Source organism: Cedecea selenatireducens, assembly GCF_042138895.1.
GTDB lineage: Bacteria > Pseudomonadota > Gammaproteobacteria > Enterobacterales > Enterobacteriaceae > Cedecea > Cedecea selenatireducens.
Genome location: NZ_JBHIKW010000002.1, coordinates 359,262 through 385,108, shown reverse-complemented (window position 1 = coordinate 385,108; position 25,847 = coordinate 359,262). Strand labels below are relative to the sequence as shown.

General features: G+C 55.5%; 25 protein-coding genes and 1 other annotated feature. Of the genes, 11 read left to right on the top strand and 14 right to left on the bottom strand.

Features of this window, described 5'->3' with window-relative positions; translation table 11 throughout:
- Positions 1–3: 3 nt before the first annotated feature.
- The 5 genes from ACE38U_RS04675 to ACE38U_RS04655 all read right to left on the bottom strand — a co-directional run bounded on the left by ACE38U_RS04675 (position 4) and on the right by ACE38U_RS04655 (position 4,771).
- Positions 4–1,254 carry an oligosaccharide MFS transporter gene (locus ACE38U_RS04675; protein WP_038480165.1) on the bottom strand — a complete coding sequence of 417 codons (1,251 nt, stop codon included), beginning with the start codon at positions 1,252–1,254 and terminating at the stop codon, positions 4–6.
- A 200-nt stretch (positions 1,255–1,454) separates the two neighbouring features.
- On the bottom strand, positions 1,455–2,114 hold the full coding sequence (locus tag ACE38U_RS04670; RefSeq protein WP_375529307.1) for a methionine ABC transporter permease: 660 nt from the start codon (positions 2,112–2,114) through the stop codon (positions 1,455–1,457).
- Positions 2,111–2,902 (bottom strand): methionine ABC transporter ATP-binding protein, encoded by a 792-nt coding sequence (locus tag ACE38U_RS04665; RefSeq protein WP_081948198.1) that lies wholly within the window; start codon positions 2,900–2,902, stop codon positions 2,111–2,113. Before ACE38U_RS04665 ends, ACE38U_RS04670 begins: the two co-directional genes overlap by 4 nt.
- Entirely contained in the window at positions 2,899–3,705 is an 807-nt protein-coding gene (locus ACE38U_RS04660) for a MetQ/NlpA family ABC transporter substrate-binding protein (protein ID WP_375529306.1), read from the bottom strand. Before ACE38U_RS04660 ends, ACE38U_RS04665 begins: the two co-directional genes overlap by 4 nt.
- Before the next feature lie 28 nt (positions 3,706–3,733).
- Complete coding sequence (locus ACE38U_RS04655; RefSeq protein WP_038480174.1) at positions 3,734–4,771, bottom strand: isopenicillin N synthase family dioxygenase; 1,038 nt, start codon at positions 4,769–4,771, stop codon at positions 3,734–3,736.
- A gap of 378 nt (positions 4,772–5,149) precedes the next feature.
- On the opposite strand from ACE38U_RS04655, the gene ACE38U_RS04650 reads away from it, so the two are divergent.
- The 3 genes from ACE38U_RS04650 to ykgO all read left to right on the top strand — a co-directional run bounded on the left by ACE38U_RS04650 (position 5,150) and on the right by ykgO (position 7,583).
- A complete protein-coding gene (locus ACE38U_RS04650; RefSeq protein ID WP_375529256.1) occupies positions 5,150–7,054 on the top strand; it encodes a methyl-accepting chemotaxis protein in 1,905 nt (634 codons plus the stop codon).
- Between the two features lie 124 nt (positions 7,055–7,178).
- Entirely contained in the window at positions 7,179–7,439 is a 261-nt protein-coding gene (locus ACE38U_RS04645) for a type B 50S ribosomal protein L31 (protein WP_008460319.1), read from the top strand.
- Positions 7,440–7,442: 3 nt separating this feature from the next.
- The gene (gene ykgO, locus ACE38U_RS04640) at positions 7,443–7,583 is read left to right on the top strand and encodes a type B 50S ribosomal protein L36 (RefSeq protein ID WP_003859006.1); all 141 of its coding nucleotides are present in this window, start codon (positions 7,443–7,445) and stop codon (positions 7,581–7,583) included.
- Positions 7,584–7,586: 3 nt separating this feature from the next.
- Here the strand turns inward: ykgO and ACE38U_RS04635 are convergent, their stop codons facing one another.
- From ACE38U_RS04635 to ACE38U_RS04610, 6 genes are all read right to left on the bottom strand, one after another.
- Positions 7,587–8,063, bottom strand: coding sequence for a YlaC family protein (locus ACE38U_RS04635; RefSeq protein ID WP_038480183.1), 477 nt, complete (start codon positions 8,061–8,063; stop codon positions 7,587–7,589).
- A gap of 125 nt (positions 8,064–8,188) precedes the next feature.
- A complete protein-coding gene (gene maa / locus ACE38U_RS04630) occupies positions 8,189–8,740 on the bottom strand; it encodes a maltose O-acetyltransferase (RefSeq protein ID WP_176981979.1) in 552 nt (183 codons plus the stop codon).
- Positions 8,741–8,993: 253 nt separating this feature from the next.
- The gene (hha, locus tag ACE38U_RS04625; protein ID WP_008460299.1) at positions 8,994–9,209 is read right to left on the bottom strand and encodes a hemolysin expression-modulating protein Hha; all 216 of its coding nucleotides are present in this window, start codon (positions 9,207–9,209) and stop codon (positions 8,994–8,996) included.
- 28 nt (positions 9,210–9,237) lie between these two features.
- Positions 9,238–9,612 carry an Hha toxicity modulator TomB gene (gene tomB, locus ACE38U_RS04620; RefSeq protein WP_008460297.1) on the bottom strand — a complete coding sequence of 125 codons (375 nt, stop codon included), beginning with the start codon at positions 9,610–9,612 and terminating at the stop codon, positions 9,238–9,240.
- Between the two features lie 564 nt (positions 9,613–10,176).
- On the bottom strand, positions 10,177–13,326 hold the full coding sequence (gene acrB / locus ACE38U_RS04615) for a multidrug efflux RND transporter permease subunit AcrB (RefSeq protein WP_038480189.1): 3,150 nt from the start codon (positions 13,324–13,326) through the stop codon (positions 10,177–10,179).
- A gap of 22 nt (positions 13,327–13,348) precedes the next feature.
- Positions 13,349–14,548 (bottom strand): efflux RND transporter periplasmic adaptor subunit, encoded by a 1,200-nt coding sequence (locus tag ACE38U_RS04610; protein ID WP_038480192.1) that lies wholly within the window; start codon positions 14,546–14,548, stop codon positions 13,349–13,351.
- Between the two features lie 143 nt (positions 14,549–14,691).
- Here ACE38U_RS04610 and acrR point away from each other — a divergent pair, with 143 nt between their 5' ends.
- Both acrR and mscK read left to right on the top strand, forming a co-directional pair.
- Positions 14,692–15,330 carry a multidrug efflux transporter transcriptional repressor AcrR gene (acrR, locus tag ACE38U_RS04605; protein WP_176982567.1) on the top strand — a complete coding sequence of 213 codons (639 nt, stop codon included), beginning with the start codon at positions 14,692–14,694 and terminating at the stop codon, positions 15,328–15,330.
- Between the two features lie 150 nt (positions 15,331–15,480).
- Positions 15,481–18,855: a mechanosensitive channel MscK gene (mscK, locus tag ACE38U_RS04600; RefSeq protein ID WP_375529255.1), complete on the top strand. Its 3,375-nt coding sequence runs from the start codon at positions 15,481–15,483 to the stop codon at positions 18,853–18,855.
- A gap of 9 nt (positions 18,856–18,864) precedes the next feature.
- Here mscK and rsmS read toward each other — a convergent pair whose 3' ends face one another.
- On the bottom strand, positions 18,865–19,023 hold the full coding sequence (rsmS, locus tag ACE38U_RS04595) for a pleiotropic regulatory protein RsmS (protein WP_071842853.1): 159 nt from the start codon (positions 19,021–19,023) through the stop codon (positions 18,865–18,867).
- A 20-nt stretch (positions 19,024–19,043) separates the two neighbouring features.
- Positions 19,044–19,580, bottom strand: coding sequence for a primosomal replication protein PriC (gene priC / locus ACE38U_RS04590; RefSeq protein WP_038480201.1), 537 nt, complete (start codon positions 19,578–19,580; stop codon positions 19,044–19,046).
- Positions 19,581–19,615: 35 nt separating this feature from the next.
- Here priC and ACE38U_RS04585 point away from each other — a divergent pair, with 35 nt between their 5' ends.
- The 4 genes from ACE38U_RS04585 to ACE38U_RS04570 all read left to right on the top strand — a co-directional run bounded on the left by ACE38U_RS04585 (position 19,616) and on the right by ACE38U_RS04570 (position 23,151).
- Positions 19,616–19,993, top strand: coding sequence for a DUF454 family protein (locus tag ACE38U_RS04585; protein WP_038480204.1), 378 nt, complete (start codon positions 19,616–19,618; stop codon positions 19,991–19,993).
- A gap of 151 nt (positions 19,994–20,144) precedes the next feature.
- Positions 20,145–20,696: an adenine phosphoribosyltransferase gene (apt, locus tag ACE38U_RS04580; protein ID WP_038480207.1), complete on the top strand. Its 552-nt coding sequence runs from the start codon at positions 20,145–20,147 to the stop codon at positions 20,694–20,696.
- Between the two features lie 110 nt (positions 20,697–20,806).
- Complete coding sequence (gene dnaX / locus ACE38U_RS04575) at positions 20,807–22,735, top strand: DNA polymerase III subunit gamma/tau (RefSeq protein ID WP_375529254.1); 1,929 nt, start codon at positions 20,807–20,809, stop codon at positions 22,733–22,735.
- Positions 22,071–22,135: a sequence feature (DnaX frameshifting element), on the top strand. It overlaps the preceding gene by 65 nt.
- An 86-nt stretch (positions 22,736–22,821) precedes the next feature.
- A complete protein-coding gene (locus ACE38U_RS04570) occupies positions 22,822–23,151 on the top strand; it encodes a YbaB/EbfC family nucleoid-associated protein (RefSeq protein WP_008460260.1) in 330 nt (109 codons plus the stop codon).
- 40 nt (positions 23,152–23,191) lie between these two features.
- On the opposite strand, the gene ACE38U_RS04565 is transcribed toward ACE38U_RS04570, so the two are convergent.
- On the bottom strand, positions 23,192–24,097 hold the full coding sequence (locus ACE38U_RS04565) for a LysR family transcriptional regulator (protein ID WP_375529253.1): 906 nt from the start codon (positions 24,095–24,097) through the stop codon (positions 23,192–23,194).
- 108 nt (positions 24,098–24,205) lie between these two features.
- Between ACE38U_RS04565 and ACE38U_RS04560 the strand changes: the two genes are divergently transcribed.
- Together ACE38U_RS04560 and recR are read left to right on the top strand one after the other, a co-directional pair.
- On the top strand, positions 24,206–25,075 hold the full coding sequence (locus ACE38U_RS04560) for a pirin family protein (RefSeq protein WP_038480216.1): 870 nt from the start codon (positions 24,206–24,208) through the stop codon (positions 25,073–25,075).
- Between the two features lie 103 nt (positions 25,076–25,178).
- Positions 25,179–25,784 (top strand): recombination mediator RecR, encoded by a 606-nt coding sequence (gene recR, locus ACE38U_RS04555; protein WP_375529252.1) that lies wholly within the window; start codon positions 25,179–25,181, stop codon positions 25,782–25,784.
- Positions 25,785–25,847: the final 63 nt, after the last annotated feature.

The window sequence follows — 25,847 nt, the reverse complement described above, 5'->3', positions numbered from 1 at the left end:
GCGTTACCTGGTGGTCAGATTTAAAGAAGGGTGTGTGTTATCCGGGGCCGAGTCGCTGAGCAGCAAAGCGGAAACCAGCGTCAGTGCCAGCACCAGCCCGGCCAGAATCATGTAGGTGTCGGCAAAGCCGAGCTGGTCGTATCCGCGGCCGACCAGCGGAGAGAGTACGGTGGCGCAGATAGAGGTAATAAACTGGAAGCCGACAAGGTAGAGCGTGGCGGAGAGCCGCTGATCGAACTGCGTGGTGATGTACTTAAACATTGAAATCAAAAGGATAGGCAACTCGACGGCGTGCAGGAGCTTCATGAAGGAGATGGTCAGCGGGTCGCTTGCCATGCCTGAACCAAAGATACGCATAGCCATGATCAGGCCGCTGAGCAGCAGCCCGCGCCTGGCGCCGATGCGGTTTACCAGCATCGGGGCCAGGAACATCCCGCCCGCTTCGAGAAAGACCTGGAAGGAGTTGAGAAAGCCAAACATTTCGTTGCCGCGCTGCACGTCGTTGAACAGCGAGGCGAAGTAGACGGGGAATTGCTGATCGTAAACGTTGTAAACGCTGACGCCGCAAACAAAAAGTACCAGCGCCCAGAAGCGAGGGAGCTTGAGCAGACCGAAGGCATCGGCCAGCGTCAGCGCGCTGGCTTTACCGTATTCCAGCTCGCTGAGGGCGTTAGGCTGCATATCACGCATGCGCCACAGGAGGAGCAGGAACAGGCAGGCAGAGACGCTACCCATCCAGAAATTCAGCTGTGGATTGAGGTTAAACAGCAGCCCGGCAAAAAACGTGGCACCGGCCCAGCCTAAAGAGCCCCACATGCGTGATTTTCCGTATTCAAAGCCTACGATACGGCTGACGCGTTCGGTATAGGACTCCAGCGCGCCGATACCGGCAAAGAAGGTGGCGCCGACGTAAAGCCCGACGCTGATTGCCCCTGCGACGATATGCACCTGAAGCAGCGGGGTGCAAACGAAGATAAACCAGGGCCCGCTGACTAGCAGCAGCCCGCCAATAACCCACAGCAGGGATTTGCGCAGCCCGAGTTTGTCCTGGATGAAGCCATACAGCGGCTGGGCGCAGAGCGCGGTGAAGGCTATTATCGAGAAGATCAGCCCGGTTTCCGCGCCTTTCAGGCCGATTTTCTGATTTAGCCAAAGTGAGATCAGCGAAAACGCCGATGACCAGGTCCAGAAAAAGGTAAACAGCAGCCCGCTCAGGATCAGATAGTGGTGTTTATTCCGTTTTGTCAGTGCCATGTGTGCAGTCTCTGAGTGCTTGAATGGCAATATTGTTAACGTTAACTATTTGTCGCGAGAAGAGAGTAACCGCCATAAATGTGATGTTAATCGCAATAGTTAACGTTAACAATTTGATTTTGTGATCCAGCGCGGATAACGAGAAGGGGACGAGACAGGCATGTTCAAAGCCCGGCCAGGACACCGGGCTTTGAACAACATCAGCGGCGGTGGGCGAGGCGACGGACTAAGTGGTCGCCCAGGCTTTGTACAAGGTGCACCATCACAATCAGCACGATAACGGTCCCGACCATGACCTGGTTATTGAAGCGCTGGTAGCCGTAGCGAATGGCCAGGTCTCCCAGACCGCCGCCGCCGATGACGCCGGCCATCGAAGAAAAGCCAATCAGCATCACTACCGTGAGCGTGATCCCCGCCAGGATGGCAGGTAAGGCTTCCGACAGCAGCACTTTGCTCACCACGTGCCAGGCGTTGCCGCCCATCGACAGAATGGCTTCAATGCGGCCTTTGTCCACCTCATCAAGCGCGCTTTCCACGACGCGGGCGAAGAAAGGAAAGGCGCCGATGGTGATAGGCACAACCGCCGCGGTGCTGCCGAGCGTGGTGCCGACGATAATTCGGGTCAATGGGATCAGCGCTATCAGCAGGACGATAAACGGCAGCGAGCGTCCTATGTTGATGATGCTGCCGAGCACTTGATTTAGTCGTAGGGCGGGCAATACCCCGTCGCGGCGGGTGAGAAACAGCAGCACGCCGAGCGGCAGGCCAATCAGTACGGTAAACAGCGCCGCAAGCCCCACCATGTAAAGCGTATCCAGGGTGCCGTCCAGCAGCAGCGGCCACAAATCATCCCAACTCATGCTACTTCGCATAAGACTCTCCCTTCGACGCCGTGGCGGCGTAAGAACTCGCGTTCAGCTTCTTCGTCATGCAGCAGCGAGGTGCGTAATTTTGAGAACGGGTCGACTAATCTTTCGGACAGTGGGCCGCTCTCTATTAATCTGCCGTGCTCCAGCAGCGCCGCGTGATCGCAAATAGCTTTGACGACCTCGAGCTGGTGGGTGATGAGCACAATGGTCAGCCCAAGTTGGCGGTTGATGTTCGCCAGCAGGGCCAGGATTGATGCAGTAGTTTCAGGATCCAGCGCGCTGGTTGCTTCATCGCATAACAGGATCTCCGGATGAGCGGCCAGCGCACGGGCGATGCCGACGCGCTGTTTTTGCCCGCCGGAAAGTTGGGACGGAAACGCTTTGGCTTTGTCGCTCAGATCAACCAGACTGAGCAGCTCCGCGACGCGTTTTTGGCGAGCTTCGCGTGGCATACCGGATATTTCCAGCGGCACGGCAACGTTGTCTGCCACGTTTCTGGCATGAATCAGATTGAAGTGCTGGAACACCATGCCGGTGCGCTGCCGGTGCTGACGAAGCTCGCGCTGATTAAAGGTCGTGATGTCGCGATCGTTCATGATAATGCGGCCCGAAGTGGGCCGCTCCAGCAGGTTGAGACAGCGAATAAGCGTACTTTTCCCGGCGCCGCTGCGGCCCAGAATGCCGTAAATCGCGCCATCCGGGACCACAAGGTTAATATCATCCAGTGCCGGTCGGCCTTCTCCGGCGTACACTTTGCTCAGCCGCTCAAGGGAGATCATGATTTATTCTCTACCGGGATCACCGAGCCGTTGTACTGCTTGCGGATGAACTCGGCCACCTGCGGGGATTCAAGATCCTTCGTCAGCTGTTTGATGCGCGGATCGTTTTCCAGGTTCGGGTTGGTGACCAGGATATTGGCATACGGGTTATGGGTGGCGCTTTCCAGGCCGAGCGCATCTTTCGCCGGGCTAAGCCCGGCTTCCAGCGCATAGTTACCGTTGATCACCCCGAGGCCCACGTCGTCCAGAGAGCGTGGGATCTGCGGCGATTCAACTTCCAGGATCTTCAGCTTTTTCGGGTTTTCGGCGATGTCTTTCGGCGTTGCCTGGTTGACGGAGGCGTCTTTAAACTCCGGTTTGAGGGTGATCAGCCCTTTGTCCTGCAGCAGATACAGCGCGCGGCTAAGGTTGGTGACGTTGTTCGGCACTGCAATGGTCGCCCCTTCCGGCACGGACTTCAGGTCTTTGTATTTGTGCGAGTAGATGCCCAGCGGCTCGATATGTACCGTTGCGGCAACGACAAATTTTTTGCCAAGCGCTTTTTCCTGGTCACGTAAATAAGGCACATGCTGGAAGTAGTTGGCGTCAACGTCGCCGTTGGCCAGCAGTTCGTTAGCGTTAACGCCGTTGCTCAGCTCGACGACCTTCAGCTTGAGGGTAGGGTCGAGCTTCTGCACAAAGGCGAGGATTTCTGCATGAGGGACCGGGTCAGCCGCTACGCGCAGCGCGTCTGCGGCCTGCGCCGCGAAAGCCAGAGACAGTGACAGAGCGACACCAGCCAGTTTAAAAGCGGTCTTTTTCATCATCAATTCCTTTATTTTTAATAAGTTATTAAGCGATTAGTTCACTGCTGTTACGAAGGACATCCGCGTAGTAGCGTTCCGCCACGTCGGGGTGGGAGCGCAGGCGGCCTTTCAGGTAGTTCCAGCCCACGTCTCTCAGCAGTGGGTTTTGTGGATCGCTTTCCGGGCCCTGCGCTTCGCGGGCTAACGTTTCCGGAAGCTGATAAACCGGCACCACGGCGTTGAGCTGTGCGCCCAGGAAAAAGGCGATGGACAGGCGCTCTTCGTCCTGCGGCGGAGACACTACGCGGTGCACGGTCGCGCGCAGGTAGCCGTTGGTAGCCAGCTCCAGCAGTTCGCCAATATTGACCACAAAGCTGCCGGGCAGCGGCTGAGCATCGACCCAGTTATCCGGCGAAACTTCCACCTGCAGGCCCTTTTTATCGTCCTGAAGCAGGAAGCTCAGGAAGCCTGAGTCTTTGTGAGCGCCTACGCCCTGGCTGCTTTGCGTGGCCGACTGTCCAGGATAGCGAATCAACTTGATGTGTTCGTTTGGCAGGCTGCCATAGAGTGAGTCGAAGGCATCGGCCGGCAGGCTAAGCGCTTCGGCGAAGGTACGCAGCAGCTTTAGGGCTACGGTGGTCATTTCGCTCTGCCACTGTAAAAGCGTGGGTTTGAGTTCGGGCAACGCCGTAGGCCAGAGGTTTGGCCCCTGAAGTCGACGCCATGCGGGTGCATATTCGTCCGGCGGTAGTGCCTGGCGCTCGGCGCCGAGATCGAACTGTTCGCGCCAGTCGGGCTGGCCGCGGGTAAGTTCGCTGGCCGCGCGGTTATAGCCACGGAAATGCGGCGAGCGAATCATCGCCACCTGCTGTTTTTCATCGTCGGGGAGGGCAAAGAAGCTGCGGGCTTCGTCCTGGACCGCCTGCTGCAGTTCAGGGCTGATGCCGTGGTTTATCAGGTAGAAGAAGCCAATTTCTCGTGCGGCGTAGCGCAGCTGGCTGAGGAAGGCCGAACGGTCAGTCTCGCTGCCGTTAAGCTGGGAAAGGTCAAGAATCGGCAGTGCCAGGCCTGGATTGGTGCTCATAGTTTACTCCGGTCATCATAGTCTTAGAAAAGGCGGTCGGGTTGAGTTCGGCACAACAGCGGCACAGCATCATGGCAATGTCCTTCTGAATACGGTCGGGTAGCGTTGGTTCTCACCTTGCCGGAATCAAAAAGCCTCGCCCAATATTGTTATCTTCTAAGCTATGACCCGGCGGGGTTCTAAGCATTTGCGGAAACGAGAAAAGTCTAATCATTGCAAAATGTTTCAATGATCGGGGGTAACTTATGGATTTAACTGAGAGTTAATTACATTTGGAAATAGTTAACGAATGATTAAATTATGGCGACAGTTAAGTTTATGGGTTTTATGCCGAAGAGGTTGCTAAGCGTTTCGCTTTCTACCCCCAGGTGTCCCATCATGCTAAAAACTACACAATCTCGATTTATTACCTCTTTATCTTTGTTTTTCATGCTGTTAATTGTGGTAACTTCGCTGGTGATTCACTTTTTCGTGACGCCGCAACTCAAACAAAATGAAACCCAGCTGATTCGCTTTGAAGTGGACAACGTTGCGGTGAATATCACCGAGCAGATGAACCGGGTACAGGCGCAAATGCGCAGCATTACCCAGTCGGTCGCGGCGATGCAAAGCGATGATATTAATAAACTATTACCGACGCTGGTGGATCAGTACCAGGACGTGAACGTGTTTGGCGGCGGCATCTGGCCCCTGCCGGAAAAACGCGAGGCGGGGCGCAATAAATTCAGTACTTTCTTTGCCCGCAACGGCAGCAACAAGCTGGAAGAAAACACCTACTGGAACTCAGACGCGGCGCCTGATTACTACGAACAGGTGTGGTACAAAGCCGGACTCGCTTCTCCTGCGGGGCAGTGTGCCTGGGCGAACGCTTACCAGGATGATGCCAGCCCGCAGCCTCGTACTAACTGTGCGATGGCGATTACTAAAGACGGCCAGCCCTGGGGCGTGGCGACCATCGATGTGACCCTGGGCTTCTTTAATCAGCTCGCTAAGCAGATGAGCGAGGCGGTGAAAGGGCAGGTGCTGATTATTGAAGCCGACGGCAAGGTGGTGGGCAATGCGGATCAGATTGGCAAAACGGCGGGCTTAAAAAATCTTTCCGATCTGAGCGGCACGCTGCCAATGGCGAAAGCGGTCCAGCAAATGCTGCCTGGTTTTAACGCCCGCCAGGGGAGTGAAAATGAGTACGACAACGATGGCACTTCACATACCGTTATTTTACAGACGGTAAAAGGCAGCCCGTGGATCCTGGCGGTGGATTTACCCACCGCACTGCTGACCAAACAAACGGACGCTATTTTACTGCGCCTCGGTATGGTGCAGATCCCTATGGCTATCGTGCTGCTTGGCATACTGGTGCTGTTTATCCGCAACATGATGCGTCGCCTGAGTGACCTGAACCACAACATCAGCCGTCTTTCTGCCGGCGGCGCTGACCTGACGCAGCGTCTGGACCCGACCAGCAGCCCGGAATTTAACGCCATTATCGACAGCTTCAACGGTGTGATTAACTATCTGCAAACCATGCTGCGGCAGGTAGGAGACAGCGCGCGAGCCATCTCTTCGGCTTCCCATCAGATTGCGACAGGGAATCAGGATCTCTCTGCCCGAACGGAAGATCAGGCCAGCTCCATTGAACAGACTGCGGCGTCGATGGAAGAGCTGACCAGCACCGTTCGTCAGAACGCCGATAACGCCGCCCATGCAAATGAACTGGCGCGTGAAGCCTCAAGCGTGGCGGTGAAGGGCGGGGAAGTGGTCAAGCAGGTTGTCAGCACGATGAACGCCATTCAGACCTCTTCTGGCAAAGTGGTCGATATTATCAGCGTCATTGATAGCATCGCTTTCCAGACCAATATCCTCGCGCTTAACGCCGCCGTTGAGGCCGCTCGTGCCGGTGAGCAGGGACGTGGTTTTGCGGTGGTGGCCTCTGAAGTTCGCAGCCTGGCTCAGCGCTCAGCCCAGTCGGCGCGGGAAATTAAAGCGCTGATAGAAACGTCAGTCAGCAACGTAAATCTCGGCACGGAGCTGGTTCATCAGGCGGGCAGCACCATGGAGGAGCTGACCCAGGGCGTACGCAACGTGACGACGCTGATGGCTGAAATTATGTCTTCCAGCCGCGAACAGAGCACCGGCATTGAGCAGGTGAATCTGGCGATTAATCAGCTTGATAGCACCACGCAGCAGAACGCCGCGCTGGTTCAGGAAGTCTCTTCCGCGTCGCACTCTATGGCGGAGCAATCCACCCAGCTTGAGCGCGTGGTTGCCGGTTTTAAACTCTAATCTTGTCGGGCACCCACGCGGTGCCCGCTTCTTTTTGACTCCCTCTGCGTTTTAAACCCCGCTTGCAATTTATCCGATCATCTTTTATTTTATTGTTACGTTATAACATATCGGAATGATTTTTATGCAGCGCGATATCCATCCGTTTTACCGGACCGTGGTGTTCCACGACACCAGCGTGAATGAGTATTTTAAAGTGGGCTCGACGATCAAAACCGACCGCGAGATTGAGCTGGACGGGGTGACTTACCCTTACGTGACGATCGAAGTCTCTTCCGCTTCGCATCCTCACTACACCGGCAAACAGAAAGTCTTCGTCAATGAAGGCGGCCCGGCGCGCTTCCAGCAGCGCTTTGGTAAATTCTTTGGCGGCAAGGAGTCTTAAGAAATGCAGGTATTGAATTCACTTCGCAGTGCAAAACAGCGCCACCCTGATTGCCAGATTGTTAAGCGCAAGGGGCGGCTGTATGTGATTTGCAAATCTAACCCGCGTTTTAAAGCGGTGCAGGGACGTAAGAAACGCCGTTAGTGCTTAGCGCCCGGCAGCAGGTTGCTGGCGGGTCAGCGAGAAGACGTCGTAAAACGACAGCTCCCCTTTGCGGCTGAGCATTTTGTGCAGCAAAGATTTTTGCTCTTCATCCACGCTCGGGGAGCTGAGGATGTCATCGATGAGCGCGGTTGGCACGTGGCGGGTGTTATACCACTCGCCGTTGTAGCAAACGCGCAGGTCGAGTACGTCAATATCGCTGTAGCGATAGCGAGGATTGACGTCGAAGAAGAAAAACGCGTTCATCAGCGCGAACAGAACAACCAGCAGCCATACTGAGCCCGCCAGGGTTTCTGATTCCAGCATTACCCACATAGTGGCAAACCAGCCGATATACATCCCGATAAATAACCCGGGATGTTTACGGATAAAACTGATGCTGAAGCGCGGGCGGTTATCGCGCTTTTCAGTTTCATTCAGGTGTTCGATGGTATCGGTGAGCAGGCGCTGAATTTCTGACATGGTGTGCCTTCTAAGTTCTCTGTTTCGGTTGTACGCATGACCAGACTATTTTAAGAACTGCGGGTCCGGCAAAAAAGTAACAGATAAGCCAAAAATAACCATAACAGTTAACGGGGCTGGCCGCGTTACAGCATCTTAATGATACGAGCAGGATTACCCGCAACCACGCAGTTAGCCGGAATATCTTTAGTGACAACCGAGCCTGAACCTACCACGACATTATCGCCAATGGTGACGCCCGGGTTAATTACCGCGCGTCCGCCAATCCAGACGTTATTACCGATTGTGACCGGCTTGCCCAGCTCTACGCCGCTATTTCGCGTTTCGGCATCAAGGGGATGGGTCGCGGTATAAATATGCACTCCCGGCGCCAGCATGCAGTTGTCGCCGATGCGAATCGGGCAAACGTCCAGCATCACGCACTCAAAATTGGCGTAAAAGTTTTTACCGAGGTAAATGTTGTAGCCGTAATCGCAGCGGAAGGTGGGCTCAATGTAAGCCCCTTCGCTTTGGCCCAGCAGCTCGGCGAGGATTTCATCGCGGTAGACCTGTTCATCAGGAGAACTGTGGTTGTAGCGATGCAGCAGCTGACGCGCTTTGTGGCTTTCACGCTGCAGGGTGTCATCGCCGGGCCGGTAAAGCTCACCGGCAATCATTTTACGCTTCTCTTCGCTCATCAAATACTCCCTCTTTTGTGGCCTGCAAGACTACCTAAGTTTAGAGAGAAAAGAGCGGGGATCGTTCCCTGAGCGTGACGAAGCTCACGTTGCCGGGCCACGGTGCGTTAAGGCAACTATTGATGAGGGCTTGCGGTATTTAGCCGGCCGGTTAACTGACGCTAATCCTGACCTGTGAGACAACGACTGAGACAAACCAGACAATAACGGGAGATAAAATATGATTTTTAATATTATTTAATGAAATTTGTTATTAACGAATGAATTTCCACACAGACGGTGGGATTTTGTCATACAGTTTATTCATCGTCAGTTCAGCAAGACGATGGTCGGCCGCTGAATAAAATACCGCCAACTCATTATCTGATAATTCATATTTGTTTTTTTCTATTACGCGCTCCAGCGTATCAATTGTCTGACAACGTCGCAGACGCATCAAATAATCGGTCTTGGTAAGTTTGGTAGTCATAAATTCGCCTTAAGTATTTTAATATTTTTTAGAACGAGTGGCTTACTGGGTTAGCGCGGCTCTCGCTGATGAAACATCTGAACAAGCGATTCCCTGATTTACGCCACCGCTGCAGATCCTGTGCGTTAATGCCGTAATTGCTAAATAACATGAAAGTATCGTCCAGGTATTCATCAATCTGTTCAATCAATTTGCTCTCGTCCGGATACTTAATCTTATAATTAAGCGCCGACGCGGCAATGTGCTCAATCAATTCATTCAGCTGTAGATTAATGGCCGAGGTCGGATCATTAACCCATCCATGATTGCTCTCACCAAGATTGGTCAGACAATCGTGATACAGACTCTCACAGAGGAACTTAAGCTGCGCGATATCATGCCGCTTTGGTGAGTATTCGTCCATAGTGCTGCCCCCTTTATCGGTAAAACAAATGATAAACACAACGGGTTGGGGTGGACACACCTGAAGAGGTGAAGAACTGTTGCCACGATTATTGCATGTGCTGTAACTATAAATCAATGTCGCCTGAATTTCATGCTGCTCTAACGAAAAATTACAATTAAGTTAAAAAAGGAGAATACGTTACTAAATGTGAATTAAGACTTTAGTATGAATTTTAACTTAAATGCTCAGGTGTGGATTAAAGAGCACCAGGCAATATTTATAACTTTCAGCTGGTTAATCAAGCTATAAGACTATTCTGCATCCGGTTAAGGCACAGACGTTAATTTATAAGAATATTCCCAGGTTAATGCCACACATCGGTTTTTGTTGTTTCGTTAATCATGGATTAACGAGCATTTAAACGTTATTTTTCCCGAAATGAGGAGGGGCTTATGTTGTGGATAACGGCCAGGACGGAAATAAAAGTGGAAATAACGACGCTGAAATAAGCTCGCTGAAACCGGTTTCTCTGTTAATAAAAAAGGCCGCTTTAAGCGGCCTTTTGTTAAGTTATTTAATGGCTTACTGGTGATGCTCTACCGTATGCGCATGTTCAATATCTTCATTCTTGCGGCTGAAGCGGCGGCGTACCACCACGAAGAACACCGGTACGAAGAAGATAGCCAGCACGGTAGCGGTAACCATCCCGCCCATTACGCCAGTACCTACGGCGTTCTGTGCGCCACTGCCTGCCCCGGTACTGATGACCAGCGGCATTACCCCGAGGATAAATGCCAGAGAGGTCATCAGAATCGGACGCAGACGCATACGGACCGCATCCAGCGTCGCTTCTATCAGGCCTTTGCCTTCTTTCTCCATCAGATCCTTGGCGAATTCCACGATAAGTATCGCGTTCTTCGCCGACAGCCCAATGGTTGTCAGCAGGCCTACCTGGAAGTAAACGTCGTTGGTCAGGCCTCGCATGGTGGCTGCCAGCAGTGCACCGAATACCCCAAGCGGAACAACCAGCATGACCGAGAACGGAATCGACCAGCTCTCGTACAGCGCCGCCAGACACAAGAACACCACAATCAGCGAGATGGCGTACAGGGCAGGGGCCTGGTTGCCGGACAGACGTTCCTGATAGGACATCCCCGTCCAGTCAAAGCCGATGCCGGTTGGCAGTTTCGCCGCCAGCTGTTCCATCATATCCATTGCTTCACCGGTACTTTTACCCGGTGCGGCCTGGCCGAGGATTTCCATGGATGGCAAGCCGTTGTAACGCTCCAGACGAGGTGAGCCGTATTCCCAGCGCGATGTGGAGAACGCGGAGAACGGTACCATCTGGCCGGAAGAGCCACGGACGTACCAGTTGCCGATATCGCTTGGCAGCATACGGTATGGCGCTTCAGCCATCACATACACTTTCTTCACGCGGCCACGGTCGATGAAGTCATTGACGTAGCTGCCGCCCCAGGCTGCACCCAGCGTGGTGTTGATATCACTGATGGATACCCCCAGCGCCTGTGCTTTTTCCTGGTCGATATCGATTTTAAACTGCGGCGTATCTTCCAGGCCGTTCGGGCGCACGCCAACCAGCAGGTCAGGATGCTGAGCAATCATGCCGAACAGTTGGTTACGAGCCTGAGTCAGCTGCTCGTGGCCAAGGTTTGCCTGGTCAATCAGCTGGAAGTCAAAGCCGGTAGCGGTACCCAGCTCGACAATCGCCGGCAGGTTGAAGGCAAATACCATCGCATCTTTAATCTGCGAGAAGGTGCCCATGGCCCGGCCAGCAATCGCCGGAACCTTGTTCTCTTCACCCGAACGCTCGCTCCAGTCTTTCAGTGAAACGAACGCCAGGCCGGTGTTCTGACCGCGACCGGAGAAGCCGAAGCCGTTAACGGTAAACACCGAGTTAACGTTCGCTTTCTCTTTGGTCAGGAAGTAGTCGTTCACTTCATCCAGGACTTTCTGCGTACGTTCCTGGGTCGCCCCCGCGGGCAGCTGAGCCATCGCCAGCAGTACGCCCTGGTCTTCGTCCGGCAGGAACGAGCTTGGCAGGCGGATGAACAGCAGCCCCATGCCAACCACAATCAGCAGATACAAGACCAGATAACGACCGGTGCTACGCAGGATGTTACCGACGCTGTCGGTATAGTGATGCGTACTCTTGTCGAACATTCTGTTGAACCAGCCGAAGAACCCTTTCTTGTCATCGTGATGACCTTTCGGGATTGGCTTAAGCATGGTCGCACAGAGCGCCGGGGTCAGGATCATGGCCACCAGCACCGACAGCACCATCGCGGAAACGATAGTAATCGAGAACTGACGATAGATTGCGCCGGTAGAGCCGCCGAAGAACGCCATCGGGATAAATACCGCCGACAGCACCATCGCGATCCCCACCAGGGCGCCCTGAATCTGGCCCATGGATTTGCGCGTGGCTTCCTTCGGTGGCAGTCCATCTTCCACCATAACGCGCTCAACGTTTTCTACCACGACGATGGCGTCATCCACCAACAGGCCTATCGCCAACACCATGCCGAACATCGTCAGGGTGTTTATCGAGTAGCCAAACGCGGCAAGAATGGCGAACGTACCCAGCAGTACCACCGGTACGGCAATGGTTGGAATCAGCGTTGCCCGGAAGTTCTGCAGGAACAGATACATCACCAGGAACACCAGCACGATGGCTTCCACCAGCGTTTTTACCACTTCGTTAATGGAAATTTTAACGAACGGCGTGGTGTCGTACGGGTAAACAACTTTCAGACCTGCCGGGAAGAACGGCTCCAGTTTTTCAACCGTAGCACGTACCGCTTCGGCGGTGTCCAGGGCGTTAGCACCGGTTGCCAGCTTAATCCCCAGGCCGGAAGCAGGCTGGCCGTTATAACGCGCGATAACATCATAGTTCTCGCCGCCAAGCTCAACTTTCGCCACGTCTTTCAGCAGGACTCGAGAGCCGTCCGGGTTAACCTTCATCAGGATTTTGCTGAACTCGTCTGCGGATTTCAGACGGGTCTGCGCAATGATGGAGGCGTTCAGCTGTTGGCCTTTAACCGGCGGAGTCCCGCCGAGCTGGCCGGCTGCGACCTGGGCGTTTTGCGCTTTGATGGCGTTAATCACGTCAACAGGCGTCAGCTGGTAGTTGTTCAGTTTGTTCGGATCCATCCAGATACGCATCGCGTACTGGGCACCAAACAGCTGCACGTCACCGACGCCGTGAGTACGGCTGACCGGATCTTTGATGGTGGCGCCAACGTAGTCCGCGATATCTTCCTGGTTCATGGTGCCGTCGGTATTGATCATACCGAGAACCATCAGGAAGCTACTGGAGGACTTCTCGACGCTAACACCCTGCTGCTGCACTTCCTGCGGCAGCAGCGGCATCGCCAGCTGCAGCTTGTTCTGAACCTGAACCTGTGCGATGTCGGCATCGGTGCCGGAGTCGAAGGTAATGGTTATCTGAACGGTACCAGAGGAATCACTGGTAGAGGACATGTACAACAGGCCATCGATACCGTTCATGTTCTGTTCGATAACCTGCGTGACGGTATCCTGTACCGTTTTAGCATCTGCACCCGGGTAGTTTGCCGAGATCTGAATGGCCGGTGGCGCGATCGTTGGATACTGCGCGATAGGCAATTTCATGATCGCAAGCGCACCCGCCAACATAATGATGATGGCGATTACCCAGGCAAAGATGGGGCGATCGATAAAAAACTTAGACATGTCTTAACGGCTCCTGTTTAAGTTAAGACTTCGGTTGTTCTGGCTGCGCGCCTGCGGCGGGTTGCTGTTGGCCTTTATTGTCTTCCGCAACTTCCTGCGCTTTTACCTGAACACCCGGTTTTACTTTCTGTAGGCCGGTAACAATGACGCGATCGCCGGTTTCTAAGCCACCGGTCACCAGCCATTTGTCGCCGATCGCCTGGCTGGTTTGCAGCTGGCGCACTTCAACCTTGTCATCCTTGCCGACAACCATCGCTGAGGCGTCGCCGCGCGGAGTACGAGTCACCCCTTGCTGCGGAACCAGGATAGCGTTCGGGTTAACGCCTTCTTCCAGACTGGCGCGAACAAACATCCCTGGCAGCAGGGTTTTGTCCGGGTTAGGGAAGATAGCGCGCAGGGTGATTGACCCGGTGGTCTGGTCAACGGTCACTTCAGAGAATTCCAGCGTCCCTTCCTGAGGATAGGCTACACCGTTGTTCGTCATCAGCTTGACCTTCGCCTTGCCGTTTTCCTGTTTCAGTTTACCGTCGGCCAGCTCCTGCTTCAGGCGCAGGAAGTCATCGCTGGACTGGGTGACGTCCACATAAATAGGGTCGAGCTGCTGAACGGTTGCCAGGGCGGTGGTTTGCCCGCTGGTGACCAGCGCACCTTCGGTGACCGCGGATTTACCGATGCGGCCGCTGATAGGCGAGGTCACTTTGGTGTACGCCAGGTTGATACGTGCGGTTTCTACAGCAGCTTTGGCTGCAACAACGTCAGCGTTTGCCTGCTGTGCGGTTGCTGCGGCGGTGTCGTAGTCAGACTGGCTGATGTACTTGGTACCCAGCAGTTTCTGATAACGCTTGACGGTCAACTGTGCAAGATTTGCGCTGGACTGGGCTTTCGCCAGGTCGCCTTTCGCGCTGTCGTACGCAGCCTGATAGGTTGCAGGATCGATCTGGTACAGCGAGACACCGGCCTGAATGTCGCTGCCTTCGGTGAAGTTACGCTTCAGAATAATGCCGCTAACCTGAGGACGAACTTCTGCAATGCGAAAAGCGTTGGTACGCCCTGGCAGCTCAGTAGTTATCTGTAATGGCGCGCTTTTCAGAGTCACTACACCCACTTCCGGGGCGTGCGGCGCACTCTGCTGAGTCTCTTTCTCGTTACATCCTGTAAGCGCTAAGCTGCCTGAGAGCATCAGAACGGCCGCCAGAGGCGTAAACCCTCTGTTTTTGTTCATATGTAAACCTCGAGTGTCCGATTTCAAAGTTGTTCAATGGATCAAATGTCCACAAACCCATTGCTGCGTTTATATTATCGTCGTGCTATGGTACATACGTTCACAAATGTATGTAAATCTGACTAAAGTAAATTCACCCACTTATGGCACGAAAAACCAAAGCTCAGGCGCTTGAAACCCGCCAGCACATCCTCGACGTTGCGATTCTCCTGTTTTCACAGCAGGGCGTCTCTGCGACTTCGCTTGCGGATATCGCTCAGGCTGCCGGGGTAACACGTGGTGCGATTTACTGGCATTTCAAAAATAAGTCGGAATTGTTTAGTGAGATCTGGGAGCTAACCGAATCCAGTATCGGTGACTTAGAGATTGAGTATCGGGCAAAATATCCAGACGATCCACTGTCTGTGATAAGAGAATTACTCATTTATATTTTACAGGCAACGGTGACAGAAGAACGCCGCCGCCTGATGACCGAAATCATTTTCCATAAATGCGAGTTTGTCGGCGAACTTGAAGTTCTGCAGCAGGCGAGACGCACGCTCTATATGGAAGGAAATGAACGTATTGAGGCCGCCTTACAGCGCTGTATCGACGCCGGAAAATTGCCTTCGAGCCTGCGTCTCTCCCTCGCCGTTACGCTGATGCGCAGCTACATTACCGGCCTGATTGAAAACTGGCTGGTAGCGCCGGAAACCTTCGATCTTCATGCCAAAGCGCCGGACTTTATCGCCGTGCTTCTGGAGATGTTCCAACTGAGCCCAACGCTGAACAAACCGGCGTAATTTTCGGCTTACTTTCACCCTGAAAATCATTTGAGATTCCTCCGAGGGCGATTGCTATTCTACGCCCTGAAGCCGTGCTATTCTGCGCATCTTCCGTGGCCTTTTACTTTTAGCTGGCACTTACATGCGCAGCACCGTAATGACTCAACCATGACTACGCAGCACAACGCTCTGTCGCGGACGTCCCGTTCCGCATTCATTCTTTCCCTGTTTCTGTTTGTCTCCACTCTGTTGCCGTTTTCGCTGGCTCAGGCGGCGCAAAATAATGGCGATCTGCCTGCAAGAGCAGAGGTTCAGTCGCAGCTGGACACGCTGAACAAGCAAAAAACGCTGACCGCCGACGATAAGCTCACCCAGAAAGATCTCACCGAAACGCTTGAGATGCTGGACAAGCTTGACCGGGTGAAGCAGGAGACGGCTCAGCTTAAAACCACGGTTGCCCAGGCGCCGGATAAGCTGAAGCAGGCCACCGAGGCGCTCAACTCGCTCAGTACGCCAGCCGACGACGACGCGACCCGCAAAACGCTGAGTACGCTCTCTTTGCGCCAGCTGGAAGCCCGCCTGACCAGCGTGCTGGATCAGCTGCAGTCGGCGAATAACGACCTGTCTACCCTGAATAGCCAACTGGTGTCGCTGCAAACTCAGCCCGAGCGCGTGCAGAATGCGATGTACAGCGCTTCGCAGCAGCTCCTGCAGGTGCGCAACCGCCTGAATGGCACCACGCCGGGCGAAGCCACTTTGCGGCCGAGCCAGCAAAATCTGCTGCTGGTGCAGCAGGCGTTGCTCAACACGCAGATTGAGCAGCAGCGTAAGAGCCTTGAAGGCAACACCGTCTTGCAGGATGCGCTGCAGAAACAGCGTGACTACACCAACGCCAATATTGGCCAGCTTGAGCATTCGCTTCAGCTGCTGCAGGAGGCGGTGAACAGCAAACGCTTAACGCTGACGGAAAAAACCGCCCAGGAAGCCGTCACGCCTGACGATGCCGACACCAGCGCTATCCAGAATAACCCGCTGGTGCGCCAGGAGCTGGACGTCAATCACCAGCTCAGCCAGCGCCTGATTAACGCCACGCAAAGCGGAAACGAGCTGGTACAGCGCAATATCCGCGTCAAAAACTGGCTGGACCGTGCGCTTCAGTCCGAACGTAACCTGAAAGAACAAATCTCGGTGCTGAAGGGCAGCCTCCTGCTGTCGCGTATCCTTTATCAGCAGCAGCAGACGCTGCCGTCCGCCGATGACCTTGAAGACCTCACCAACCGCATTGCTGACCTGCGTCTTGAGCAGTTCGACATTAACCAGCAGCGTGATGCGATGTTCCAGAGCGACAGCTACGTCGGCAAGATTGAAGAGGGCCACAAGAACGAGGTTAACGACGAGGTTCACGATGCGCTGCTGCAGGTGGTGGATATGCGCCGCGAGCTGCTCGACCAGCTTAACAAGCAGCTGGGCAACCAGCTGATGATGGCGATTAACCTGCAAATTAACCAGCAGCAGCTGATGAGCGTCAGCACCAGCCTGCAGAAAATGCTGACCCAGCAAATCTTCTGGGTAAACAGCAACAAGCCGATGAACTGGGAGTGGATCAAATCCTTCCCGGGCGCGCTGCACGACCAAATCAAAGCTATGAAGCTGGACATCAGCTGGCACAAGGTGCTGGACGGGCTGTTCATGTCGTTGTTCACCGCGCTGCCGCTGATGCTGCTGGCCGGCCTGCTGCGCTGGCGTTACAAATGGATCGACAGGCAGCTGGCTAAGCTTGCTTCTGAAGTGGGGCAGCTGCGCACCGACACTCAGCTCAACACGCCGAAGGCAATTCTGCTGAACTTCCTGAAAGTACTGCCGCTGACGATGGCGATTCTTTCGGTAGGTTTAGTGCTGCTGTTTATGCAGCTCAATATCAGCGAACTGCTGTGGGCATTTGCCAAAGAGCTGGCGTTGTTCTGGCTGGTCTTCGGCATGGCGTGGCGCATTCTGAGCAGCCGTGGCCTGGCCGTTATCTGGTTTAACATGCCGGAACATCTTACCCGCCATTATCGCCGTCAGATTGTGCGCATCAGCTTTGCCTTGCTGCCGCTGCTGTTCTGGTCCGTAGTCGGCGAGCTGTCGCCGCTGCACCTGATGGACGACGTGCTCGGGCAGTTTATGATTTTCCTTAACCTGCTGCTGATAACCTGCCTGATTATCCCGATGTGCCGTGACAACTGGCGCGATAAAGAGTCGCATCCGCTGCGTCTGCTGACCATTACCGTGCTGTCTGTCGTGCCGGTGGCGCTGCTGGTGCTGACGGCAACCGGCTACTTCTACACCACGCTGCGGCTGGCGAACCGCTGGATAGACACGGTCTATCTGGTGATTATCTGGAACCTGATTCACCAGACGGTGATCCGTGGCCTGAGCGTTGCGGCACGCCGTATTGCCTATCGCCGTGCGCTGGCTCGTCGCCAGAATATGGTGAAAGAAGGGGCGGAAGGCGCTGAGCCGGTTGAAGAACCGCCGCTGGCGTTGGATCAGATTAACCAGCAGACGATGCGCCTGACCATGCTGCTGATGTTCGCCCTGTTCGCCGTGGTGTTTTACGCCATCTGGTCGGATTTAATCACCGTCTTTGCCTACCTCGATAGCATCGTGCTGTGGCACTACACCGGCAGCGAAGCCGGCGCGGCGGTAATGAAAAACGTCACCATGGGCAGCATTCTGTTTGCCGTGGTGGCCGCGATGGTAGCCTGGGCGCTGATTCGAAACCTGCCTGGCCTGCTGGAAGTGCTGGTGCTGTCACGCCTGAAAATGCGCCAGGGCGCGTCTTACGCCATTACCACTATTCTCAACTATGCCATTATCGTGATTGGCGCGATGACGGTATTCGGCTCGCTCGGCGTGTCGTGGGACAAGCTGCAATGGCTGGCGGCGGCGCTGTCGGTAGGCCTGGGCTTTGGCTTACAGGAGATCTTCGGTAACTTCGTTTCCGGTCTGATCATCCTGTTCGAACGCCCGGTGCGTATCGGCGATACCGTCACTATCGGGACGTTCTCCGGCAGCGTCAGCAAGATCCGTATCCGTGCGACGACGATCACCGATTTTGACCGTAAAGAAGTGATCATCCCGAACAAAGCGTTTGTCACCGAACGCCTGATCAACTGGTCGCTGACGGACACCATCACTCGCGTGGTTATCAAGCTCGGCGTGGCTTACGGCTCAGATCTCGACAAAGTGAAAGAGATCCTGCTCAAAGCGGCGATGGATCATCCGCGCGTGATGCACGACCCGGAACCTGCGGTGTACTTCACGACGTTTGGCGCCAGTACGCTCGACCACGAACTGCGGCTGTATGTCCGTGAGCTGCGTGACCGCAGCATCACCGTTGATGAGCTGAACCGCGCCATCGACAGGCTGTGCCGCGAAAACAATATCAATATCGCCTTCAATCAGCTTGAAGTGCATCTGCATAACGAAAAGGGCGATGAGCTAACGGAAGTGAAGCGCGATTTGGGCAAAAATGGCGGTCTGCTGCCGCCGTCTCTCTAAGCGTGACAATCAGCGGGAAGCCTTTTCTTCCCGCTGTTTGCGTAGAAAATCCTCACGAACGATGTCCAGCGCCGCAAGCGCGGTGTCCGTTGGGATCTGGTGCTGCTCCAGCAGCATAATTAAATCGACGGCCAGTTTGACCTCGTCCGGGGCGTTATCCAGCGACATTCTTGCTCCTTATTTTGGGGTTAACTCAGCCCGCGTTCACGTCTTTCGATGGCTTTTTCTATGCGGGCCAGCGCCTGGCGGCAGCGCTGCAGGCGGCCTTCCAGCGCGGCGAGTTCACGCTGTAGCTTTTGCTGACCCGCGAGCGTGGCCTGCACCGTAAGCTGGGTTTCGCGATCGCTCACCATCGCCAGCAGGCGCCGTTCATAATCCTGATGGGTGGACAGTTTTTCGTACAGATTTTCCTGCACCTTGTGCTGCGGCTCGCTTTTGCGTAAATGCGCGGTGGCTAATTCCCGCTGCAGTGCGGCAATCTGTGCGACCAGTTTTTCGGCGATAAACGCCACCTGATCGGTTTTACCGTGGCTGACGCTAAGCTGAAGCTGGGCGAGATTGGCCTGGGCTTCCTGAAGATAATCTTTCAGCTGCGTGCTGTGGGTATGGAAGAGCTTACGGTCAAAGCGCGCCTGGCTTGCCCGCAGCAGGGCGACCGGCTCAACGGCGGCTGCCAGCTCGACGACCCGAGCTTCAAGGGCTTGTAACAGCGAAGCGGTTTTCACAAAATGGCTCTCCAGGGGTTGTCAGAGGTTACGGCATGAAGCGTCTTATTCTAATCATCATCGGCTGGTTGGCGGTAGTGCTTGCTACGCTGGGTGTGATATTGCCGCTGTTGCCGACCACGCCTTTTCTGCTGCTGGCCGCGTGGTGTTTTGCCCGCTCGTCGCCGCGCTTTCACCACTGGCTGCTCTACCGTTCGTGGTTTGGCAGCTATTTGCGCTACTGGCAGCAGCATCGGGCGATGCCCCGAGGGGCGAAGCCAAAGGCGATTCTGTTTATTCTCGCCACTTTCGCGATTTCGCTGTGGCTGGTGAAGATAGTGTGGGTTAGAATTTTGCTGCTGGTGATTCTTTGTGCGCTGCTTGCTTTTATGTGGCGCATTCCGGTGGTTGATGAAGCACAACAAAAGCGATAAAGCGCAGCAGAAGCTGTTGCAATTGTCGCGCCCAGCCAGTAAATTCGAGCGTTTTCGAGCACGGGTACAGCTGGTTAACCGTTAACCAGTGGTTCACATTCGAACCCACATGTACTCTGTTTAGTATCATGTTTTTTGCAGGCATAAACCGATGACCGCGACTGCGCAGCAGCTTGAATATCTCAAAAACAGCATTAAAAGCGTTCCTGATTACCCAAAACCAGGAATTCTGTTCCGTGACGTCACCAGCTTGCTGGAAGATCCGAAAGCATATGCCACCAGCATTGCCCTTTTAGTTTCTCGTTTTAAAGACGCAGGGATCACCAAAGTGGTGGGCACCGAAGCGCGTGGCTTCCTGTTTGGCGCCCCGGTTGCGCTGGAGATGGGCGTTGGGTTCATTCCTGTGCGCAAACCTCGTAAGCTGCCGCGTGAAACCATCGCCGAAAGCTATGAGCTGGAATACGGCACCGACAGCCTTGAAATCCACGTAGATGCCATCAAGCCGGGCGATAAAGTGCTGGTGGTGGACGATTTGCTGGCGACCGGCGGCACCATTGAAGCGACGGTAAAACTGATTCGTCGCCTGGGTGGCGAAGTGACCGATGCGGCATTCGTGATTAACCTGTTTGACCTTGGCGGCGAGCAGCGCCTGGAAAAAATGGGCGTGAAAAGCTTCTGCCTGGTGCCTTTCCCGGGTCACTAAGTTCGACCGTATTGCCATACAGTGACAAGCCTCGCTCGCCCATCGGGCGAGGCATATGTTAGCATTACCCCCTCAATTCACCTTTCCCGCGAACCAGAGCCTAACTCCAGATGAGCTACCAGGTCTTAGCCCGCAAATGGCGCCCACAAACTTTTGCTGATGTTGTCGGCCAGCAACACGTACTGACCGCGCTGGCTAATGGTTTGTCGCTGGGCCGCATCCACCATGCGTACCTTTTTTCCGGCACCCGAGGGGTGGGGAAAACCTCAATCGCCCGTCTGCTGGCGAAAGGGCTGAATTGCGAAACCGGCATTACCGCGACCCCTTGTGGCGTCTGCGATAACTGCCGCGAAATAGAACAAGGCCGCTTTGTCGACCTGATTGAGATAGACGCTGCCTCGCGTACCAAAGTGGAAGACACCCGCGACCTGCTGGACAACGTTCAGTACGCCCCCGCGCGTGGCCGCTTTAAGGTCTACCTTATCGATGAAGTGCACATGCTCTCGCGCCACAGCTTCAACGCGCTGCTTAAGACGCTGGAAGAGCCGCCTCCGCACGTAAAATTCCTGCTGGCCACCACCGATCCGCAAAAGCTGCCGGTGACGATTCTTTCCCGTTGCCTGCAGTTCCACCTGAAAGCGCTGGACGTCGAACAAATCCGCCATCAGCTGGAACACATTCTTGGTGAGGAGAAGGTTGTTAGCGAGCCCCGCGCGCTGCAGCTGTTAGCCCGGGCGGCAGACGGCAGCCTGCGTGATGCGCTGAGCCTGACCGACCAGGCGATTGCCAGCGGCGACGGCCAGGTCACGACGTCGGCCGTCAGCACCATGCTTGGCACCCTTGATGATGACCAGGCGCTGTCGCTGATTGAAGCGGTGGTGCATGCCGACGGGCAGCGCGTAATGGCGTTGCTGAACGACGCGGCGGCACGTGGCGTTGAGTGGGAAGCATTGCTGGTGGAAATGTCCGCGCTGCTGCACCGCGTGGCGATGGTCCAGCTTTCTCCTTCCGCACTTGGCAGCGATATGGCGGCTATCGAACAGCGTATGCGTGAACTTGCGCGCGTTGTCCCACCCGCCGACATACAGCTTTACTACCAGACATTGCTGATTGGCCGCAAAGAGCTGCCGTGGGCGCCGGATCGCCGCATGGGCGTAGAAATGACGCTGCTGCGTGCGCTGGCCTTCCATCCGCGCAAACCGCTGCCCGAGCCGGAAGTACCACGCCAGGCGGCAAGCATTCCGGTGATTAACCCGGCGTCGCATCAGCCAGCAGCAAGGCAGCAGCAGGCGGCTCCGCCGCCGGACAGGGAAGCCCCTCCGCTGCCGGATGCTACCAGCCAGATCCTTCAGGCGCGCAGCCAGCTGATGCGCCATCAGGAGACTGACAAAGCAAAAAAGAATGAGCCGGCAGCGCAACGACTAGCGCGGCCGGCAAAAAGCACCGCGCTGGAACGTTTGGCCTCGGTGACCGAACGCGTTCAGGCACGGCCTGCGCCATCGGTGCCGGAAAAACCGGCGAAGCCAGAAGCCTATCGCTGGAAATCACAAAATCCGATTGAAGCGGCGCCCGAGCCGGTTGCGACGCCAAAGGCGCTGAAAAAAGCGCTCGAGCATGAAAAAACGCCGGAACTAGCGCAGAAGCTGGCCGAAGAGGCTATCGAGCGCGACGAGTGGGCGGCGGAAATCAATCAGCTGATGCTGCCAAAACTGGTGCAACAGCTGGCGCTCAATGCCTGGAAAGAGGCGGAAGGCAACCGGGTTTGCCTGCATTTGCGTCCGGGCCAGCGCCACCTGAATTCGCCCTCGGCGCAAAAAACGCTCTCAGATGCCATGAGCACGTTCCATGGCGAGGCGATAGAACTGACTATTATTGAAGATGAGAATCTGGCTCGCCGCACGCCGCTTGAGTGGCGTCAGGCCATCTACGAAGAGAAGCTGGCGCAGGCGCGCGAATCGATGAACAGCGACAGCAATATTCAGACTCTGCAAAGGTTCTTTGACGCAGAGCTGGATGAAGATAGTATTCGCCCTGTTTGATATGCCTCGTTTTGCGCGGCATAGTGTGAAACCCCGATAGCCACTCTCGCATTCCGCGAGGCTGGCCCGATGAAAGAGAGAAGATTATGTTTGGAAAAGGCGGTCTGGGTAACCTGATGAAGCAGGCCCAGCAGATGCAGGAAAAAATGGCCCAGGCTCAGGAAGAAATCGCCAACATGGAAGTCACCGGCGAGTCCGGCGCGGGCCTGGTGAAAGTGACCATCAACGGGGCGCATAACTGCCGCCGCGTCGAAATCGATCCAAGCCTGATGGAAGATGACAAAGAAATGGTTGAAGACCTGGTTGCCGCAGCCTTCAACGATGCCGCTCGCCGTATCGGTGAAGCGCAGAAAGAAAAAATGGCCGGGGTTTCCAACGGCATGCAGCTGCCGCCGGGCTTCAAAATGCCATTCTGATGCATTCCCGCCTTCTCCTGCCCGGGAGAAGGCCGTTTTCTCACTCCTCGTTCAGTGCCTGATAACTCTCTGCCAGAAAATCAATCAACGCCCGTACCGCCGGCAGCTGCCCACGCCGGGAAGGGAACACCACGTGCACTACCTCCATTCTTGCCCGCCATTCAGGCAGAACGTGAACCAGCTTGCCCTGTTCCAGCGCGCCGTTAAGCATCAGCTTCGGGAGCTGCACAACGCCAATGCCGTTGAGCGCCGCGGTTCGCAGCGCAATCATATCCGTCGTAATAAAGCGGGGTTTATGGTGGACAATCACTTCCCGCTGTTCGGGGCCAAACAGGCACCAGCGGTAGGTTTGCTGCGGCCTGTCCAGCGCCAGGCTTGGCCAGTGGGCGAGATCTGTTGGCGCGGCAGGCATACCCTGACGGGCTACCAGCTCCGGGCTGGCGACCAGGCACATGCTGCGCGTCGCCAGCTTGCGCATCACCAGATCGCTATCCTCCAGCGGCAGGGGCCGCACGCGAATAGCCAGATCGACGTTTTCGTTCAGCACGTCCACGCGCCGGTTGGTTTCCTCAAGCTGAATCACAATCTGCGGATAGAGGCGCATAAAGCGCGCCAGCATATCGCCGATGTGGACATGCAAAAGCGCAATCGGGCAGGTGAGGCGAATCAGCCCTCGCGGCTCTGATTTCAGCGTGTCGATGGCCTCCTGTGCCGCTTCGGCTTCAATCATCATCGCCTTGCAGTGGCGATAGAAGATCTGCCCGGCCTCCGTGACGGTGAAGCTACGCGTCGAGCGCTGTAACAGGCGGGTTTCAAGCCGCTCTTCTAGCAGCGCAATGCGGCGGCTCAGGCGTGATTTCGGAATGCCGATCGCCCGGCTGGCGGGGGAGAAACCGCCGTTGTCGACCACCTGCACGAAATACCACAGATCGTTGAGGTCCTGCATTTCTATTGTCCTGTTTATGGAACACTGAGTCTACTTTAGCACTCTACCGGACTGGGTGTCTGACGGGTAAGCTTTATCCCATCAGAAACAACCCTTGTGGAGAGAATCATGAAATCAATTCTTGGCGTCTATACCGCACCGGCTTCCCACTGGGTGGGCGATGGTTTCCCGGTTCGTTCGATGTTTTCGTACTCTAAATTTGCCGGGCAGCTTAGCCCGTTCCTGCTGCTGGACTACGCGGGCCCGGCGGAGTTTAAGCCGAGCAACAAAGGGCAGCGCGGCGTGGATCAGCACCCTCACCGCGGCTTTGAAACCGTGACTATCGTCTACAAAGGCGAAGTGGCGCACCGCGATAACGCGGGCAACGGCGGCGTGATTGGTCCGGGCGACGTGCAGTGGATGACCGCCGGGAGCGGGATCCTGCATGAAGAGTACCATTCCCCGGCGTTTAGCGAAGCGGGCGGCAGCCTCGAAATGGTCCAGCTTTGGGTTAACCTGCCTGCAAAAGACAAAATGACCGCGCCTGGCTATCAGCCGATTACCGACGGCGATATTCCGGTGGTCGATTTGCCGGACAATGCCGGGAAGGTTCGCGTGATTGCCGGTGAGTTTGACGGGACCAAAGGCCCGGCCAGGACCTTCTCGCCGATGAGCATCTGGGATTTGCGCCTGAACCCGCAGGGCGTCACTCAGCTGGCGGTTAAAGACGGCTGGAACACGGCGCTGGTGGTGCTGAAAGGCACGGTGCTGGTCAACGGTGAAGAGGTGGCTCGTGAAGCGCAGCTGGTGGTGCTGGATGCCAAAGGCGATAGGGTGACCCTTGAAGCCAACAATGACGCGGTGGTTCTGCTGCTCAGCGGCGAGCCTCTGAATGAGCCGGTTGTGGGTTACGGTCCGTTCGTGATGAACACCAAAGAGGAAATTCATCAGGCCATCGATGATTTTAACCAGGGCCGTTTCGGCAAAGACATCGCGTAAATTTTATCCCCCGGCGAGCTATCGTGCGGGGGATATCTTTTCCTATACCCATCCTCGGGGCTAATGTTAGGCTATACCCCACTTTTTCTCACAAGCCCGAGCGATGCAAACCAGTCCTTTACTCTCAGCCCTTATGGAATCCCTGCGCTGCCTGCCCGGCGTTGGCCCCAAATCCGCCCAGCGTATGGCGTTTGCGCTGTTGCAGCGCGACCGCAGCGGCGGTATGCGTCTGGCTCAGGCACTGACCCGCGCGATGTCCGAGATTGGCCACTGTTCGGATTGCCGTACCTTTACCGAGCAGGAGATTTGCTCCATTTGCTCCAACCCGCGCCGCCAGGAAAACGGCCAGATATGCGTGGTGGAAAGCCCGGCGGATATTCACGCCATCGAGCAAACCGGGCAGTTCTCCGGCCGCTATTTTGTGCTGATGGGGCACCTTTCGCCGCTGGACGGCATTGGCCCGAATGACATCGGCCTGGATCGCCTTGAGCATCGCCTTGCGAGCGAGTCGATGAAAGAGGTTATTCTCGCCACTAACCCGACGGTGGAAGGCGAGGCTACCGCCAACTATATTGCCGAGCTGTGCGCCCAATATGGCGTTGAAGCCAGCCGTATCGCGCACGGTGTGCCGGTAGGAGGCGAGCTTGAAATGGTGGACGGCACCACGCTTTCTCACTCGCTGGTTGGCCGCCATAAGATTAATTTTTAGCCGTCCGGAGGAGGTTTTTGCCTCCTCCTGCTTGAAAAGGCACAAATCGCTACCATATCCCCC

Bases quoted from the DNA above. Each gene is read 5' to 3' on its own strand.
- ACE38U_RS04675 (WP_038480165.1), bottom strand. From the start codon at position 1,254: ATGGCACTGACAAAACGGAATAAACACCACTATCTGATCCTGAGCGGG.
- ACE38U_RS04670 (WP_375529307.1), bottom strand. From the start codon at position 2,114: ATGAGTTGGGATGATTTGTGGCCGCTGCTGCTGGACGGCACCCTGGAT.
- ACE38U_RS04665 (WP_081948198.1), bottom strand. From the start codon at position 2,902: ATGATCTCCCTTGAGCGGCTGAGCAAAGTGTACGCCGGAGAAGGCCGA.
- ACE38U_RS04660 (WP_375529306.1), bottom strand. From the start codon at position 3,705: ATGAAAAAGACCGCTTTTAAACTGGCTGGTGTCGCTCTGTCACTGTCT.
- ACE38U_RS04655 (WP_038480174.1), bottom strand. From the start codon at position 4,771: ATGAGCACCAATCCAGGCCTGGCACTGCCGATTCTTGACCTTTCCCAG.
- ACE38U_RS04650 (WP_375529256.1), top strand. From the start codon at position 5,150: ATGCTAAAAACTACACAATCTCGATTTATTACCTCTTTATCTTTGTTT.
- ACE38U_RS04645 (WP_008460319.1), top strand. From the start codon at position 7,179: ATGCAGCGCGATATCCATCCGTTTTACCGGACCGTGGTGTTCCACGAC.
- ykgO (WP_003859006.1), top strand. From the start codon at position 7,443: ATGCAGGTATTGAATTCACTTCGCAGTGCAAAACAGCGCCACCCTGAT.
- ACE38U_RS04635 (WP_038480183.1), bottom strand. From the start codon at position 8,063: ATGTCAGAAATTCAGCGCCTGCTCACCGATACCATCGAACACCTGAAT.
- maa (WP_176981979.1), bottom strand. From the start codon at position 8,740: ATGAGCGAAGAGAAGCGTAAAATGATTGCCGGTGAGCTTTACCGGCCC.
- hha (WP_008460299.1), bottom strand. From the start codon at position 9,209: ATGACTACCAAACTTACCAAGACCGATTATTTGATGCGTCTGCGACGT.
- tomB (WP_008460297.1), bottom strand. From the start codon at position 9,612: ATGGACGAATACTCACCAAAGCGGCATGATATCGCGCAGCTTAAGTTC.
- acrB (WP_038480189.1), bottom strand. From the start codon at position 13,326: ATGTCTAAGTTTTTTATCGATCGCCCCATCTTTGCCTGGGTAATCGCC.
- ACE38U_RS04610 (WP_038480192.1), bottom strand. From the start codon at position 14,548: ATGAACAAAAACAGAGGGTTTACGCCTCTGGCGGCCGTTCTGATGCTC.
- acrR (WP_176982567.1), top strand. From the start codon at position 14,692: ATGGCACGAAAAACCAAAGCTCAGGCGCTTGAAACCCGCCAGCACATC.
- mscK (WP_375529255.1), top strand. From the start codon at position 15,481: ATGACTACGCAGCACAACGCTCTGTCGCGGACGTCCCGTTCCGCATTC.
- rsmS (WP_071842853.1), bottom strand. From the start codon at position 19,023: ATGTCGCTGGATAACGCCCCGGACGAGGTCAAACTGGCCGTCGATTTA.
- ACE38U_RS04585 (WP_038480204.1), top strand. From the start codon at position 19,616: ATGAAGCGTCTTATTCTAATCATCATCGGCTGGTTGGCGGTAGTGCTT.
- apt (WP_038480207.1), top strand. From the start codon at position 20,145: ATGACCGCGACTGCGCAGCAGCTTGAATATCTCAAAAACAGCATTAAA.
- dnaX (WP_375529254.1), top strand. From the start codon at position 20,807: ATGAGCTACCAGGTCTTAGCCCGCAAATGGCGCCCACAAACTTTTGCT.
- ACE38U_RS04570 (WP_008460260.1), top strand. From the start codon at position 22,822: ATGTTTGGAAAAGGCGGTCTGGGTAACCTGATGAAGCAGGCCCAGCAG.
- ACE38U_RS04565 (WP_375529253.1), bottom strand. From the start codon at position 24,097: ATGCAGGACCTCAACGATCTGTGGTATTTCGTGCAGGTGGTCGACAAC.
- ACE38U_RS04560 (WP_038480216.1), top strand. From the start codon at position 24,206: ATGAAATCAATTCTTGGCGTCTATACCGCACCGGCTTCCCACTGGGTG.
- recR (WP_375529252.1), top strand. From the start codon at position 25,179: ATGCAAACCAGTCCTTTACTCTCAGCCCTTATGGAATCCCTGCGCTGC.